The 14,923-nt window shown below is 61.5% G+C and carries 10 protein-coding genes; 5 read left to right on the top strand and 5 right to left on the bottom strand.

Annotation, left to right across the window (positions count from 1 at the left end; translation table 11 throughout):
* Both HMPREF2712_RS03330 and HMPREF2712_RS03325 read left to right on the top strand, forming a co-directional pair.
* Window positions 1-1,740, top strand: a complete 1,740-nt coding sequence (locus HMPREF2712_RS03330; RefSeq protein ID WP_070819255.1) for a polysaccharide pyruvyl transferase family protein — start codon at window positions 1-3, stop codon at window positions 1,738-1,740.
* Window positions 1,741-1,902: 162 nt separating this feature from the next.
* Window positions 1,903-3,231, top strand: coding sequence for an FUSC family protein (locus HMPREF2712_RS03325; protein WP_070819254.1), 1,329 nt, complete (start codon window positions 1,903-1,905; stop codon window positions 3,229-3,231).
* Between the two features lie 116 nt (window positions 3,232-3,347).
* Here the strand turns inward: HMPREF2712_RS03325 and HMPREF2712_RS03320 are convergent, their stop codons facing one another.
* Window positions 3,348-4,811 carry a DNA repair protein RadA gene (locus tag HMPREF2712_RS03320; protein ID WP_070819253.1) on the bottom strand — a complete coding sequence of 488 codons (1,464 nt, stop codon included), beginning with the start codon at window positions 4,809-4,811 and terminating at the stop codon, window positions 3,348-3,350.
* Window positions 4,812-5,019: 208 nt separating this feature from the next.
* On the opposite strand from HMPREF2712_RS03320, the gene disA reads away from it, so the two are divergent.
* Complete coding sequence (disA, locus tag HMPREF2712_RS03315; protein WP_049354024.1) at window positions 5,020-6,096, top strand: DNA integrity scanning diadenylate cyclase DisA; 1,077 nt, start codon at window positions 5,020-5,022, stop codon at window positions 6,094-6,096.
* A gap of 154 nt (window positions 6,097-6,250) precedes the next feature.
* Window positions 6,251-6,490 carry a hypothetical protein gene (locus HMPREF2712_RS03310; RefSeq protein ID WP_005507607.1) on the top strand — a complete coding sequence of 80 codons (240 nt, stop codon included), beginning with the start codon at window positions 6,251-6,253 and terminating at the stop codon, window positions 6,488-6,490.
* A gap of 100 nt (window positions 6,491-6,590) precedes the next feature.
* On the opposite strand, the gene HMPREF2712_RS03305 is transcribed toward HMPREF2712_RS03310, so the two are convergent.
* On the bottom strand, window positions 6,591-7,373 hold the full coding sequence (locus HMPREF2712_RS03305) for a hypothetical protein (protein ID WP_070819252.1): 783 nt from the start codon (window positions 7,371-7,373) through the stop codon (window positions 6,591-6,593).
* Between the two features lie 92 nt (window positions 7,374-7,465).
* Between HMPREF2712_RS03305 and HMPREF2712_RS03300 the strand changes: the two genes are divergently transcribed.
* The gene (locus tag HMPREF2712_RS03300) at window positions 7,466-8,488 is read left to right on the top strand and encodes an HhH-GPD family protein (protein ID WP_070819251.1); all 1,023 of its coding nucleotides are present in this window, start codon (window positions 7,466-7,468) and stop codon (window positions 8,486-8,488) included.
* Window positions 8,489-8,625: 137 nt separating this feature from the next.
* Here HMPREF2712_RS03300 and HMPREF2712_RS03295 read toward each other — a convergent pair whose 3' ends face one another.
* From HMPREF2712_RS03295 to lysS, 3 genes are all read right to left on the bottom strand, one after another.
* Complete coding sequence (locus tag HMPREF2712_RS03295) at window positions 8,626-11,193, bottom strand: ATP-dependent Clp protease ATP-binding subunit (protein ID WP_070593062.1); 2,568 nt, start codon at window positions 11,191-11,193, stop codon at window positions 8,626-8,628.
* Window positions 11,194-12,253: 1,060 nt separating this feature from the next.
* Entirely contained in the window at window positions 12,254-12,607 is a 354-nt protein-coding gene (locus HMPREF2712_RS03290; protein WP_070616037.1) for a histone-like nucleoid-structuring protein Lsr2, read from the bottom strand.
* A gap of 717 nt (window positions 12,608-13,324) precedes the next feature.
* A complete protein-coding gene (gene lysS / locus HMPREF2712_RS03285) occupies window positions 13,325-14,908 on the bottom strand; it encodes a lysine--tRNA ligase (protein ID WP_083311357.1) in 1,584 nt (527 codons plus the stop codon).
* Window positions 14,909-14,923 lie beyond the last annotated feature (15 nt).

Genomic DNA, 14,923 nt, shown 5'->3' with positions numbered 1-14,923 from the left:
GTGGCAGAGAACAATCATTCTTCTACAGCACTGCCCGTTACTGAAGCACCGCACTTTAATGAAGCACCGCGCGTGCTCGTTATCGGCGATATTGGCCAGCACACCTACCACGTGGGCGACGAAGCCATGACCATTGCGAGCGCCCAGGCGCTTTCCGAAGGCGGCGCGGCGGTCACCCTCATGACCCGCGATGTGGGCCATTCAGCGCGCTATATCGGCGCGGCTGCTCATGAGGCGGGCGCACCCTACGAGTACCTGCCGTTCCTCCTCTTCCCCTGGGCACCGGCTGAACGCGAGCTGACCCTCGCGGCGCTCGAATCTGTTCTGGCGGAGCTGCACGCTGACCGGGAGCGGCCCTCCACCGCCGAGCTGGTGGCGTTACCGCAGGTGCAGGCGCTGCCGGAGGTGCTGCATCCGCTGGAGCAGACCGTCGAGCGCATGGTGGAGTTTGCGGACTCCATCGCCGCCATGGACGCGGTCGTCATCTCCGGCGGCGGCAACCTCAACTCCCGCTACGGCTGGCTGCTCTACGAACGCGCCGCCGCGGTGCGTGCCGCCGAGCATGCGGGCGTGCCCGTGTACGTGACCGGCCAGTCCCTGGGCCCGGTCCTCAACCCCGAGGACGCGCAGATCCTGGAGCGCATGCTGCGCACCGCCCGTTCGGTGACGGTGCGCGAACGTTCTTCCCTCGCTTGGTGCCGTGAGCGGGGTATTGACGCGCGCCTGAGCGTAGATGACGCCACCGACTACCCGGTAGCTTCTCCGGCGCGTACTCTGCACTATGCGGAGGGTGTTTCCGCAGGTCAGGCGCTTGATGAGCTGCCGGAGCACTACGTCTGCGTGACCGTCAACGAGTGCACCGACCAGCAGGCACAGCAGATTGCGCGCCTGCTCGACGGCATGTGGCGCGAGCACGGCTACGCACCCGTCTTCCTGAGCCACTACGGTGACCCGCAGGACCCGGCAAGCGGCGATATTCAGGCGCACCAGCGCATCGCCAAGCGGCTCAGCACCTCCACCCCGGCGACCATTCTGCCGATTCTGCACGCCGACCAGAGCATCACGGTACACCGTGCGGCGGCGTTCACCCTGACCAGCCGCTACCACCCGGCGGTGTTCTCCGCCGCGGCAGGTATTCCCGTGCTCGCCCTCGTGCCGGATGCCTTCACGCAGATGCGCGTGGGCGGCGCCCTGAGCCTGTACGGGCTGGGCGAGTTCACCCTGCCGTTGGGCATGCTCGCCGGTGGGGTTCCCGAGCTGATGGTTGCCGCCGCCCTGCGGCACGCGGCGGTGGCATCGGATGCACGCCGCACCGAGCTGCTGGAGGTTCTGCGCGCCGAGCGCGCCTACCTGCTCACGCAGATTCTTGCATCTGGCGCAGAAAAGCTGGACGAAGTAGAGGCACCCGCCCCCTTCCCCACCGTGGAACAGGTTCCGGCGCTCCCCGAGCCGCTGGGTGCGACCGTCCGTGCCGCACGCGAGCTCTTCACCGAAACCTCCCTCACCGCGGGGTTCGAGTGGGCGATGTCTGACCGGGCTCACTCCTGGGATGCCGAGCACCGCCGGCAGCTCGAGTGTGCCCGCGCAATCGGCGGGTACAGCACGCACGGTATTCACGGGGCACACGGCGCGGAAGAAACGCGCCCCGTCACCGTTGAGGCTGATTCTGAAGCACCCACCGAGGCACATCCCGCCCAGCAGGGTCTGCTGGCGAGGGTGGCGCGCCGCCTCCGCGGCTAGATTCGCGGCTAAGCCCCTTGCACTGAGGTTTCGGCACGCAAGCTGAGGTTTCGGCACGCAAAACCGCCCAAGCCGAGGCGCTAAGCGGGGTACGGGGCGCGGGGTCTCTCACACTTCAACCCAACACTCCCCTACCCCCTTGTGCACCGCATATGCGCCGGTATGATGGTGCCCATGGCACGATTCGCAGACATTCTACGCACTACTGAACAGAACACCCGACAGTTCATCCGTGAGGGTATTCACCGAGTCCAAGCAGACTTCTTTCAGTCTGTGCAGATTGTTGCGGCGTCTATGGGCGCTTGGCTTTTCGCTGAGCGCATCCTGGGCCACCACGAGCCCATTTTCGCGCCGGTCGCTGCCCTCGTATCCCTCGGCTATGTAAGCGGTGCTAAGCATTCCCGCCGAATCCTTGAGGTATCCTTCGGCGTGACCCTCGGCATTCTCATTGGCGACCTTCTGCTGATCCTGCTCGGTCACGGTACCTGGCAGGCGGCAGTGGTGCTTTTCTTGACCGTGATTATTGCCCGATTTATTGATAAGGGCATTATTTTTACGATTCAGCTCAGCTTCCAGGCCTGTTTCACGTTGCTGCTGCCCGTACCTGACGATGCGTTCACCCGCAGTTTCGACGGTATCGTTGGTGGCGCTTTCGCGTTCCTCGCCATGTACCTGATGCCACGCGACCCGCGTAAGAACCCGCGTGAACGCGCGCAGGCTCTCATGGATGCGTTCGCGAAGGTTTTCCAGCTTTCCTCCGAAGCAATCCGCTACTACGACTACAACAAGGCGTACCAGAGCCTGCTTGATGCACGCGCCCTGCAACCGCTCTACGATAGCTGCCGCGGCGATCTGATTACCGCGCAGGGTATGAGCGAGCTGTCCTGGAATAGCCGCAAGAGCAAGGGCGAGCTGGAGCGCATGGCAAAGACCCTCGCCGCGGTGGATTTGGCGATCCGTAACGACCGCGTGCTCAACCGCCGCATGGCGTCCACGATTCACCACGTGCAGCTACGCACTGCCGCGCAGCTCTCGCTCAGTGACGCGCTGACCGAGCTGTCTTTGGCGGCGCAGAGCCTCGGCCTGGGTATGTCTGCCCCGACGGAAGGCGAACGCGAGCACTACATGATGGCGGCACGCGAGCGCATGATTAAGCTTGCCGGCACCCTCGAGCCGCGCACCATGGGTGTGGCAACTTTTGAGGGCGAGTCGCTGGTGCTGATGCTCCGCCTAATTGTGGTCGACTTTTTGGAGGCGACCGGTATGTCCCACAAGGACGCCGTGGCGGTTCTGGTGCCCCTCGGCGAGGCGGTCACGAAGCATGCACCGCGCACCTCGGCAATCCCGATTGTTGACGCTGACATGGACGACTCCACGGTGGTTGATGACGTGACCGATAGCGCGGTGAACACCCACCACACGAACAAGCTCAACACCCGCTCGATCAACATTATGTTGCACGAGAATGAGGAGGAGAGCCGCTCCTCCTAGCGGGTTTCTGGAGGGTTTCTAACGGGGTCAGCGGCAACCATCAAGGACACAACGGAGGGGGCTCCCGGCGGCATTCACGCCAGCCGGGAGTCCCCTTTGCTGTGTCTTTAGGTGTTTTACTTCTGCGGGAAGAGCAGCGCGAGCGCCTCACCCAGGGTGGTTACCTCACGCACGGTCACGCCCTCGGGCACGTCCCCCACGCCGGTCGGGGAGGCGGGCACCAGCACGTGTGTGAAGCCCAGACGGCCCACCTCCGCGATGCGCTGGCGGATGCCCGGCACGGCGCGCACCTCACCCGCCAGACCGACCTCGCCAAAGACCGCGAGCTTGCGCGGTAGCGGCTTATTTTGAGCTGCCGAGGCGAGCGCCATGACGCACGCCAGGTCGGCGGCGGGCTCGGCAATTTTTGCACCGCCCACCGTGGAGACGTAGCAGTCGAGCTTGCCCACGTTCAGCCCGGCGCGGCGCTGCAGCACCGCCAACAGCATCTGGATACGCGCCGAATCCAGACCGGAAACGGTGCGGCGAGGGGCGGGTGCCACCGCCTGATCCAGCAGCGCCTGAACCTCGGCGAGCAGGGGGCGGCGGCCCTCCATCGTGACGGTCACGCAGGTGCCAGCCACCGGGTGCGGGGTGCTCGAAACAAACATGCCGGAGGGGTCCAGCACGGGGGCGATGCCGTCCTCGTGCATGTCGAAGCAGCCCACCTCATCGGTGGGTCCGAAGCGGTTCTTAATAGCGCGCAGCATGCGGATATTCGAGTGCTTATCACCCTCGAACTGGCAGACCACATCCACCAGGTGCTCGAGCAGGCGCGGGCCCGCGATGGTGCCTTCCTTGGTCACGTGGCCCACGAGCAGGGTGCACATGTTGCGTTCCTTCGCGGCTGCAATCACGGAGGCGGCGACCTCTCGCACCTGGGTCACGCCGCCGGCGCTACCCTCAACTTCCGCGGAGGCGAGGGTCTGCACCGAGTCGATGACCAACAGGGAGGGGTTGACCTGCTCGATGTGCGCCAGGGCGGTGCCGAGGTCGGTTTCGCTGGTCAGGTAGAGGGTGTCCGCGATGGCGCCGATGCGGTCGGCGCGGAGCTTGACCTGCGCGGCGGATTCCTCGCCGGTGATGTACAGGACCGGGCGCGGCGGCTGGGCGTTCTGCGCGGGGACGTTCTGCGCCGGGGTGGCGCGGTTCTGCACGCCCTTCTGCCCCGTAATCCCGGCGGTGCCGCGCGCGAAGGTGGCGGCAACATCCAGCAGCAGGGTGGACTTACCCACGCCGGGTTCGCCCGCCATGAGGATGACCGCGCCGGGTACGAGTCCGCCGCCGAGCACGCGGTCAAATTCGGGGTTTCCGGTGCTCATGTAGGCGGCTACGCGCGAGTCGACCTCGGCGATGGGCTGGGCGGGTTTCTGCACGCTGGATGCGGCGCGGGTGCGCGCGCGGGTGCCCCCGGCGGCTTCTTCGACGGTGCCCCAGGTTTGGCATTCGCCGCAGCGGCCTACCCATTTGGCGGTGGTCCAGCCGCATTCGGTGCAGCGGTAGGCGGGTGCGGTTTTGGTGTTTTTCGTGCGCGCGGTCATGGGTCTATTTTAGGGTCTGGGGCGATATGGTGCGCGGTGTTTAGTCACGGCGAAAAGGGGTACCGCAGAACACACTTTTACCCTTAAATGCAGATAGTTTCACCTCGTGCACTCCCGTATAAATATCGAGAATATCCGTTCGCTTTTGAGGCACTTTAGCCCGCCGTTCCGCCCCTGACCTGGCTCAATAACCACCCTTACAGGTACAATGTTTTTTGTGCAGATGAATTATAGTGACCTATTGCTTAAAACTATCGCCCGAATCGCCCCCGGCACCGAGCTCCGCGAGGGCCTGGAACGCATCATGCGTGGCCGTACGGGCGCGCTCATCGTACTCGGATCCGACCGCACCGTATCCTCCCTGTCTTCGGGCGGTTTCAACATCGACACCGAGTTCTCGGCAACGCGCCTGCGCGAGCTGGCGAAGATGGACGGCGCTATCATCTGCGACCGTGACGCCACCCGCCTGTTGCACGCCGGCGTGCAGCTCATGCCGGACGCCTCCATTGACACGAACGAGTCCGGTACCCGCCACCGCACCGCCGAACGCACCGCGATTCAGACCGGTTTCCCGGTGATTTCGGTGAGCGCGTCGATGTCTATGATTTCGGTGTACGTTGACGGCACCCGCTACACGGTCGAGGACAGCCAGTACCTCATGGCCCGCGCGAACCAGGCGATTCAGACCCTTGAAAGCTATAAGAAGCGCCTGCGTTCGGTGCTTTCCTCACTCTCGGCCCTGGAGATTGAGTCTAACGTGTCCCTGGCGGATGTGGCGATGACCCTTCAGCGTATGGAGATGGTGAACCGCATTATCCGCGAGGTCAGCCACTACGTGCTGGAGCTCGGCGTGCACGGCCGCCTGATTGCCCTGCAGCTGGAGGAGCTACGCGCCCCCGAGATGACCGCCAGCGATCTGATTCTGCGCGACTATCTGCCCGAGACGAATGACGAGCTGATCGCCGCCGGCGTTGAGGCGCTTCAGAACCTGGACGATATGGCTATCGTGGATCTGCGCACGATTGCCCGCACTGTCGGCTTTGGCGAGAACCCCGACCTGGAGTTCCCCCTGCAGCCTCGCGGTTTCCGTCTGCTCGCCGGTATTCCGAGCATCCCGAACGCTATTTCTGAGCGTCTGGTGGAGCGCTTCGGCAGCCTGCAGGCTCTGATGGCGGCGTCCCTTGAGGATTTGCGCGCCGTGGACGGTGTGGGTGAGGCTCGTGCCCGCACGGTGCGCGAGCAGCTCTCCCGCATGGCGGAGAGCAGCCTGGAGAAGTACCTCTAACAAAAGCTCATACGAGAAGCCCCCGCGCCGGAGACTATCTGGCACGGCGGCCTTTTCCTGCCTCACAAGAACCTTTTGCATTATGATGTAGTGACAGCGGAGTTCCCTCCGCACCCTGGTGCCTCAAGCATCATGACACCCCTTGGAGGTCACAATGTCGTACTCACGAGCTAAGTATCCGTCGGCTAAGCGCCCCGTCCCGTTCTTCGTGTGGGCGTCCCCCATTCTGTTCCTGATTTACCTGCCGCTGCTGTGGTTCAAGGTCATCCCCAATTCCTTTGAGGTGACCGACCTGTCCACCCTGCTTTTGGCGGCACTACAGTGGACCGCATTCGGTAGCCTGCTCGGGTACCTGGGTGAGCGCCGCTTCGCCAAGCCGCGCGCCTCCAAATAGTGCCACGCAATAGACCTATACAAAAAAGCCCCCGTGCCGGAGAATATCCAGCACGGGGGCTTTTGCGTGCCCATTCACGGGCGAAAACTATAGAAGTGAACTACTGAATCACAAAGTTCACCTGAGCCGAAGTCACACCATTCACCGTGGCAGTCGCCCAGTAAGAGCCCTTCTGAGCGGTCGAAGCGGAGGAGCAACCCAGGACGTTGATCTTACGATCCCACGCCAGGTCGGCTGCACCCTCAGCACCTGCGGCTACCTCAGACTTCTGAACGGCGGTCGCCGCGCACAGGCTACGGGTGTACACCTGAGCTGCACCGGAAGTAATGTTCAGGTCCACGCCGGTGTTTGCACCCTCGCCACCCACAGCGCAGGGGGTCTTCGAGGAATTCGTGTAGGTCACGTGGAAGGACACCTGCTCACCGGCTGCGAAGGTACGCTTCGCGGGGGTGACGGTCACCTTCAGGTCGTTCGCGGTGCACGCCGCAACAACAGCCGCAGTGGTCACGCTCGGAGTCGGCGCGGGCGTGGTCGGGGTTGCTACGGGGGTAGCGGTGGTCACGCTTGCAGTGGGTGCTGCAGATGCAGTCACCGAAGGGGTTACCGAAGCACTAGCCGAGGCAGTTGCGGTAGCCGAAGCAGTCGCACTAGCAGACGGGGTTGCCGAAGCAGTTTCGGAGGGACGAGCACTGAAGCTCTGGAAGGGTGCACCGGAAGCCGTCGCGGTGGAGGCTACGGTAGCGTCCTTCTTGCCGTTAATCATGCCGACCATGGAGGTCACGCCGGCGACCAGCAGCAGAATGACAGCGAGCAGAGCAATAACCGCCACGATACGACGGCGGCGGTACACTTCGGGAGGCAGAACGGGACCATTTTCAGACATACCTCAAGGATACCGGGTTTAACCCTGAGATTCACAGTGAACTCTGTTCATGCGGTTTTGGGAATATATGCCCCGTGGCGTAGGCTTTTCGGATGACCACAGAAGCATCCACCCCTACCCAACACCTCCCTGAAGGAACTAATGTTGAAGCGCTTCACCAACGCATCAACCAGTGGTTCCTCGACCAGGCACGCGACCTTCCGTGGCGCCGCGACGAGTGCACCCCCTGGGGTGTGATGGTCAGCGAGTTCATGCTACAGCAGACCCCCGTCAAGCGCGTGCTGCCCGTGTGGGAGGAGTGGATGCGCCGCTGGCCCGCCCCCGCTGACCTTGCCGCCGAGCCCACCTCGGAGGCGGTGCGCGCCTGGGGCCGCCTGGGTTACCCGCGCCGCGCGCAGCGTCTGCACGGTGCCGCTGTAGCGATTGTGGAGCAGCACGGCGGCGAGGTTCCCGCCGACTACGAGGCGCTACTGGATCTGCCGGGCGTGGGTTCCTACACAGCGGCGGCGATTAGCGTGTTCGCGTTTGGTCTGCGCGCGACGGTGATTGATACGAATATCCGCCGCGTGCATGCGCGCGCTGTATCCGGCAAGGCGTTGCCCTCGCGTTCGTTGACGGCTGCTGAGACTCGCCTGGCGGAGGCGCTCATGCCCGCCGACACCCCCACCTCCTGCCTGTGGAATGCGGCAACCATGGAGCTTGGTGCGCTGGTCTGCACGGCAAAGTCCCCGACCTGTCAGCTGTGCCCGGTGGAGGATCTGTGTGCCTGGGTTGCGGCAGGCAAGCCGGAGGCGGACTACACCCCCAAGGGTCAGAGCTGGCACGGCACGGACCGCCAGGTGCGCGGCGCAGTCATGGCGGTGTTGCGTGCGGCGCATGAGCCGGTGGAACGCGACCTCATCCTGGGTGCAGGCACCACTGCGGCCACTGGTGCATCAGCTTCGCCTGACTTGGCCTTCCCGGCGGATGCACCCGCCGCGGTGCATCGCCCGCTCAAGGCGCTGTATGCGCTCTCCCCCGCCGCCGAGCAGCTGCAGCGCTGCTACGCGGGGCTTCTGGCGGACTCTCTCGCCCGCGAAGTCACGCAGGGCGGTACTGTGCTCGTCTCGCTCTAGTACCCGCCGCAGACAGGCTCCTAGAGGCTCCTGGGGCTTATAATAGAAATGCCTGAGGGGCGGTACCGAATAATTCCGGTACCGCCCCTCAGGCGTTTAGTGCGCTAAGCCTAGCTACCTAGGACTTATTCCAGAGCTTAGTCGTTGCCCTGACCTTCAGCAGCAGGTGCCTCAGCTGCGGGAGCCTCTGCGGCATCCTCGTTCAGCTCCTGCACCGAGTCCAGAGCCAGCTCCTTCATCGGCTGAGAAGAGAAGACGAACTTCGCGGAGTCGCCCTCGCCCTCAACGTCCACGGTGATCTTCTCACCGGGCTTGATGTCGCCGAAGAGGATCTTCTCGGACAGGGCGTCCTCAATGTTGCGCTGCATCTCGCGGCGCAGCGGACGAGCACCCATGGACGGGTCGTAACCCTTAGCCGCCATGAGGACCTTCGCAGCGTTGGTCAGCTCAATGGACATATCCTGCTCCGCCAGGCGCTTAGCCAGGCGACCCACGAACAGATCCACAATCTGCAGAATCTCAGACTCGGAGAGCTGCGGGAAGACAATGATGTCGTCCACACGGTTCAGGAACTCGGGGCGGAAGTGCTCCTTGAGGTTCTCCATCACGCGTGCCTGCATACGCTCATAGTCGGCTGCGGTGTCATCCATCGCCTGGAAACCAACCGGGATGCGGCGGTTCACGTCACGCGAACCCAGGTTGGTGGTCATGATGATGACGGTGTTCTTGAAGTCCACCACGCGACCCTGCGAGTCGGTCAGGCGACCGTCTTCCAGGATCTGCAGCAGCGAGTTGAACAGGTCGGCATGAGCCTTCTCAACCTCGTCGAACAGGACCACGGAGAAGGGCTTGCGGCGGACCTTCTCGGTCAGCTGGCCGCCCTCATCGTAGCCAACGTAGCCGGGAGGCGCACCGAACAGACGGGAGACGGTGTGCTTCTCCTGGTACTCGGACATATCCAGGGTGATGAGCGAATCCTCATCGCCAAACAGGAACTCCGCCAGAGCCTTGGCAAGCTCGGTCTTACCCACACCGGTCGGGCCGGCGAAGATGAACGAACCACCCGGGCGGCGCGGGTCCTTCAGACCTGCGCGGGTACGGCGGATAGCGCGGGACAGCGCCGCGATAGCGTGCTCCTGACCGATAACGCGCTTGTGGAGCTCCTGCTCCATGGTCAGCAGGCGGCTGGACTCTTCCTCGGTGATCTTGTAGACGGGAACACCGGTGGAAGCGGCCAGAACCTCAGAAATAACCTCGGGGGTCACGGTGCCGAATGCGTCGCCGCCTTCGCGCCATGCCTTCTCAGCTTCTTCCTTCTCAGCCAGAACCTTCTGCTCCTGATCACGCAGGCCTGCGGCCTTCTCGTAATCCTGGGAGTTGATGGCGTCTTCCTTCTGCTGGCGCAGCTTGGCGGCCTTCTCGTCGAGCAGCTTGATTTCCGGGGGAGCGGTCATGCGCTTGATGCGCAGGCGTGCGCCCGCCTCGTCAATCAGGTCGACAGCCTTATCCGGCAGGAAGCGGTCAGAGATGTAGCGTGCCGCAAGGTTCACGGCAGTCTCGATAGCCTCGTCGGTAATGGTGACGCGGTGGTGCGCCTCGTACTTATCGCGCACACCCTTGAGGATCTGAACGGCAAGCTCCTGAGAGGGCTCCTCAACCTGAATCGGCTGGAAGCGGCGCTCCAGGGCGGCGTCCTTCTCAATGTGCTTACGGTACTCGTCCAGGGTAGTTGCACCGATGGTCTGCAGTTCGCCTCGAGCCAGCATGGGCTTGAGGATGGAGGCGGCGTCAATCGCGCCCTCTGCGGCACCTGCACCGACGAGGGTGTGAATCTCGTCAATGAACAGGATGATGTCGCCGCGGGAGCGAATTTCCTTCAGAACCTTCTTCAGGCGCTCTTCAAAGTCACCGCGGTAGCGCGAACCTGCGACCAGGGAGCCCAGGTCCAGGGTGTACAGGTGCTTGTCCTTGAGGGTCTCAGGGACGTCACCGTGAACGATAGCCTGTGCCAGGCCCTCCACGACGGCGGTCTTACCGACGCCGGGCTCACCAATCAGCACGGGGTTGTTCTTGGTACGGCGGGAGAGGACCTGCATGACGCGTTCCATCTCCTTGTGGCGGCCGATGACCGGGTCCAGCTCGCCCTCACGTGCTGCTGCGGTGAGGTTGCGGCCGAACTGATCCAGGATGGTCGAACCCGCGGGAGTGCCTTCGCGAGAGTTACCCGCGCCCACGCCAGCGGTTTCCTTATCGCCGGAGTTGTTGCCGGGGTAGCCAGAAATCAGGTCCATAACGGCCTGGCGCACGGCAGCGGGCTCAGCGCCCAGCTTGACCAGCACCTGGTTTGCCACGCCCTCGTTTGCACGAACCATGCCCAGCAGGATGTGTTCGGTGCCGATGTAGCCGTGGTTCAGCTGAATAGCCTCGCGCATGGACAGTTCGAGAACCTTCTTCGCGCGCGGGGTGAAGGGGATGTGACCGTTAGGCGCCTGGGGGCCGGGGCCGACGATGTCCTGAACCTGTTCACGTACTGCGTTCAGGGTAACGCCCAATGATTCCAGGGCGCGGGCACCGATGCCTTCGCCCTCGTGAATCAGACCGAGCAGAAGGTGTTCGGTACCGATGTAGTTGTGGTTGAGCATGCGTGCCTCTTCCTGGGCAAGCACCACAACGCGCCGAGCTCGATCGGTAAAGCGTTCAAACATTTACGCACTCCTTGCATTTTCCTATTGATACAAGAGTACGTTGAGCGCGGCTGAAAGGGCGGGCTGATGGGCGTCTGTTCGCCATCAAGAGAACAGATGAGCTGTTCGGGGCGTTCTAGGGGCGGTTTAGGCGCGGCTTCGGGGCTTCTGGCGGGGTTCGGGGGCGGTTTTGAGGGGTCTAGCTCACGCAGGTGAGCCTACCCTGAAGATGGACGGGTGCCGCCCGGTCGGTGCTACCTGTTTTTGCCGGGGCTGGCTGTTTTTACGGAGGCAGTCTGTGCAGAGTGTGCGCATATTACCGTCGGATGTACCGCGGGAAGGTGCTACAAGTGGGTTCCGAGGGTCTACAGTGCCGATACACGGGTTTACGGAAGAGAAGAACCCAAAAGAAGCCACACAGACCAACACCCAAACCGCATGTTTTCTGCACGCGCGTGAATATATTGCAGAAATTTTTAAAAATTTATATGTTTAAGTGAGAAATTTCAATAATTCGCAAAAATACATACGGCACCATTTCCGGTATATATTTCCGCATAATCCTCAGGCAATCTGCGTCAGAATTCCATCCGATAATCATCTCGACATCAGAGGAAATCCCCACGTCGACACATAGGTAGGGCGCTTATTATTTTCGACTCTATTCAGGGTGCGCTCCACACCTCTTACAGAGGGAATATCTCGGCGCACAACAACGGCGCATAACAACCGCACCGAAGAGATTAATGCAACAACACCTTTAGCCTTCCTGCCGATGCATGCAATCTAAACGAACACAGTAAACGAACACAGAATCCGAATGTAAACTATGCCCCTTCGGCCAACCAATACCCTTCTCGGTATTGCACAGATTGCACCATCAACCAACCCTATATATTTTACATGTAAATAGTTAATTGGAATTAGGCACAAAACACGCCCCATTAGATACACAAAACACACAACGCATAAGGGGGCACAACAAAAGGCGGGCGGTGATAACACCGCCCGCCTTGAGCACCCGGAGGTTTATAGTCCTAAAGAACCAGCACCTCCGGTTACACGCAATAACTTAGAACCTTTAGTCCTGAGCCTTCATTGCTGCGTAGTATGCGTCCTGAATGTCCTGGTGGATACGACCGCGGTCAGAAACCTTGTGGCCGTTAGCCTTAGCCCACTCGCGGATTGCTGCGGTCTCGGGGTTGCGCTTAACCGGAGCAGCGGTGCCACGGGGAGCACGGGTGCGCTGGGTAGCGGCACCCTGCACGCGGCGGGACTTCGCTACGAAGGGGCGGATAGCGTCACGCAGGCGAGCTGCGTTTGCGGAGGACAGATCGATTTCGTAGTGAGCGCCGTCCAGGCCAAAACGGATAGTTTCGTCTGCGGGGCCGCCATCGAGATCGTCTTCAAGGATGATGCGAACCTTCTGTGCCATTGAGGCACCTCCTCATCTGTTGCATATATCCTGTGGAGTAAACCCAAAAGCCTCTATCGGGATTGAGAAAATAATGTGCCGGATATATTTATGTACTAATTTTCTTTCATATAGTAACAGAACTATATTAAAAATTCCGAAAATATTCTGAGCATTGAAACAATGCACCAATCACCCGCAGCGATATATCGCTTCTGTGCATCCCCGTTAAATCTGCATCCGCCACAAGAACATTAAAGCGAAGTTCAGAGTGCAAATACTTTGGATTCTTCCAGACAGCAGACACAGCCCCCAGAGACAAAGACACCTAATAATGCGCCCCGGCGTCCCCGACAATCTGAGTGAAATATAGCGCCCGTACGAGTCTGCACAATAGACCATTCGCACCATAGCATTTCAGCTCTATTCAAAAGCGAAATTCTACCCCTATCCCAGCACCTCATTCTTTTCTGCACAACACATTTGTGTACAAGAACAGAAACACCCGCCAGAACGAATAGAGCAGCATAAATCAGCACCCGAATAGAGCAAAAAAGCACCGAAAAACGCCCCTGACCTGTGCAAATACCAATCCAAGCCCACACCACACGCTATACACCGTGCAAAAGAGTGCACGCAAAAACGGCGGGTGCTGCAGATACAACCGTATCCGCGGCACCCGCCGCATTATCGCCTCTCAAGGCGAAGTATAAGCAACCCTCGAGGTGAAGCTAAAGCTTAGGCTTCCGGCTTCATCAGGGGGAAGAGAATGGTCTCACGAATACCGGGCTGACGCACCACGGTACCCGGACGCTCCGGATCCTGGTCGCCCGCCAGCAGCATGATCAGGCGGTCAATACCCAGACCGATGCCACCCATCGGGGGTGCACCGTGCTCCAGGGCGCGCAGGAAGTCCTCATCCAGCTCCATCGCCTCGTCATCACCGGCAGCAGCAAGCAGCGACTGAGCGGTCAGGCGCTCACGCTGAATAACCGGGTCAATCAGCTCGGAGAACGCGGTACCGCGCTCCATACCGCCAATAATCAGGTCCCACGCCTCAATCAGCGGCTCACCGGAACGGTGCGGACGCGCCAGCGGCTGAGCGCTCGGCGGGTAATCGTACACGAAGGTCGGGTTCACCAGGGTCGGCTCAACAATCTCACCGAAGAGCTCGGTCACCAGCTTCTCAGCGTCCCACTTCGGGTCGATGTCAACCTCGTGCTTTTCAGCGATCTCACGCAGAACCGAAGCGTCAGTCTCGGGGGTGATCTCAACGCCCACAGCCTCAGACAGGCCCGGGTACACGCCAACCCACTTCCACTCACCGAACAGGTCGATGGTGCCGTTCTCAGTCTCAATACGCTCAGTACCGACAGCCTTTGCGCAGCTCTGGATAATCTCCTTCATGCGCTCAGCCATCACGAACTGGTCGGCATACGCCTCGTAGCACTCCAGGGTGGTGAACTCGGGGCTGTGGGTCGAATCCACACCCTCGTTACGGAACACGCGGCCAATCTCGTACACGCGCTCAATACCGCCCACCACTGCGCGCTTGAGCGGCAGCTCGGTCGCAATACGCATGGTCATCGGCTGATCAAAAGCGTTCAGGTGGGTGCGGAACGGGCGAGCAGTCGCGCCACCGTGCACCAGCTGCAGAACGGGGGTCTCAACCTCAATGTAGCCGTGATCCTCCAGCACGCGGCGGACAGTGCGGGTAATCAGGGCGCGCTTCTTCACCAGCTCGCGAGCCTCCTCGCGAACCATCAGGTCCAGGTAACGCTGGCGAACGCGGGTTTCCTCGTTCAGGTCCTTATGCAGAACCGGCATGGGGCGAAGAGCCTTCGACGCCATCTTCCAATCGGTCACCATAATGGACAGCTCGCCACGGCGAGAAACAATCACGCGGCCGGTCACGAACACGTGGTCACCCAGGTCAACCAGGGACTTCCACTCCGCCAGGGACTCCTCGCCCACCTCAGCCAGCGAAAGCATCGCCTGGATGCGCTTACCCTCGGTGCCACCCTGCAGGGTCGCGAAGCACAGCTTACCGGTGTTACGGACGAACACCACGCGGCCACCCACGTGCACCACACGCTCGGTCTCGTCGCCTGCCTTCAGCTCGCCGGACTCCAGCTTCGGGTCGTACTCGGCGCGCAAATCCTCAATGTGGTTGGGCTCCACGCGGTTACCCTCAGAATCCAGCAGACCCACCGGGTATGCCTCGCGACCCGACTCGATTAGCTTCGCACGCTTTTCCAGGCGAATCTGCATCTGCTCAGACATATCAGCAATCGCCGGTGCGGCAGTGTGCTCAGTGCTCACAGTGATACCTATCTG

The organism is Rothia sp. HMSC064F07, assembly GCF_001837265.1.
GTDB lineage: Bacteria > Actinomycetota > Actinomycetes > Actinomycetales > Micrococcaceae > Rothia > Rothia mucilaginosa.
Note: the sequence above shows the minus strand (reverse complement) of the source record. Positions and strands in the feature narration are given on the sequence as shown.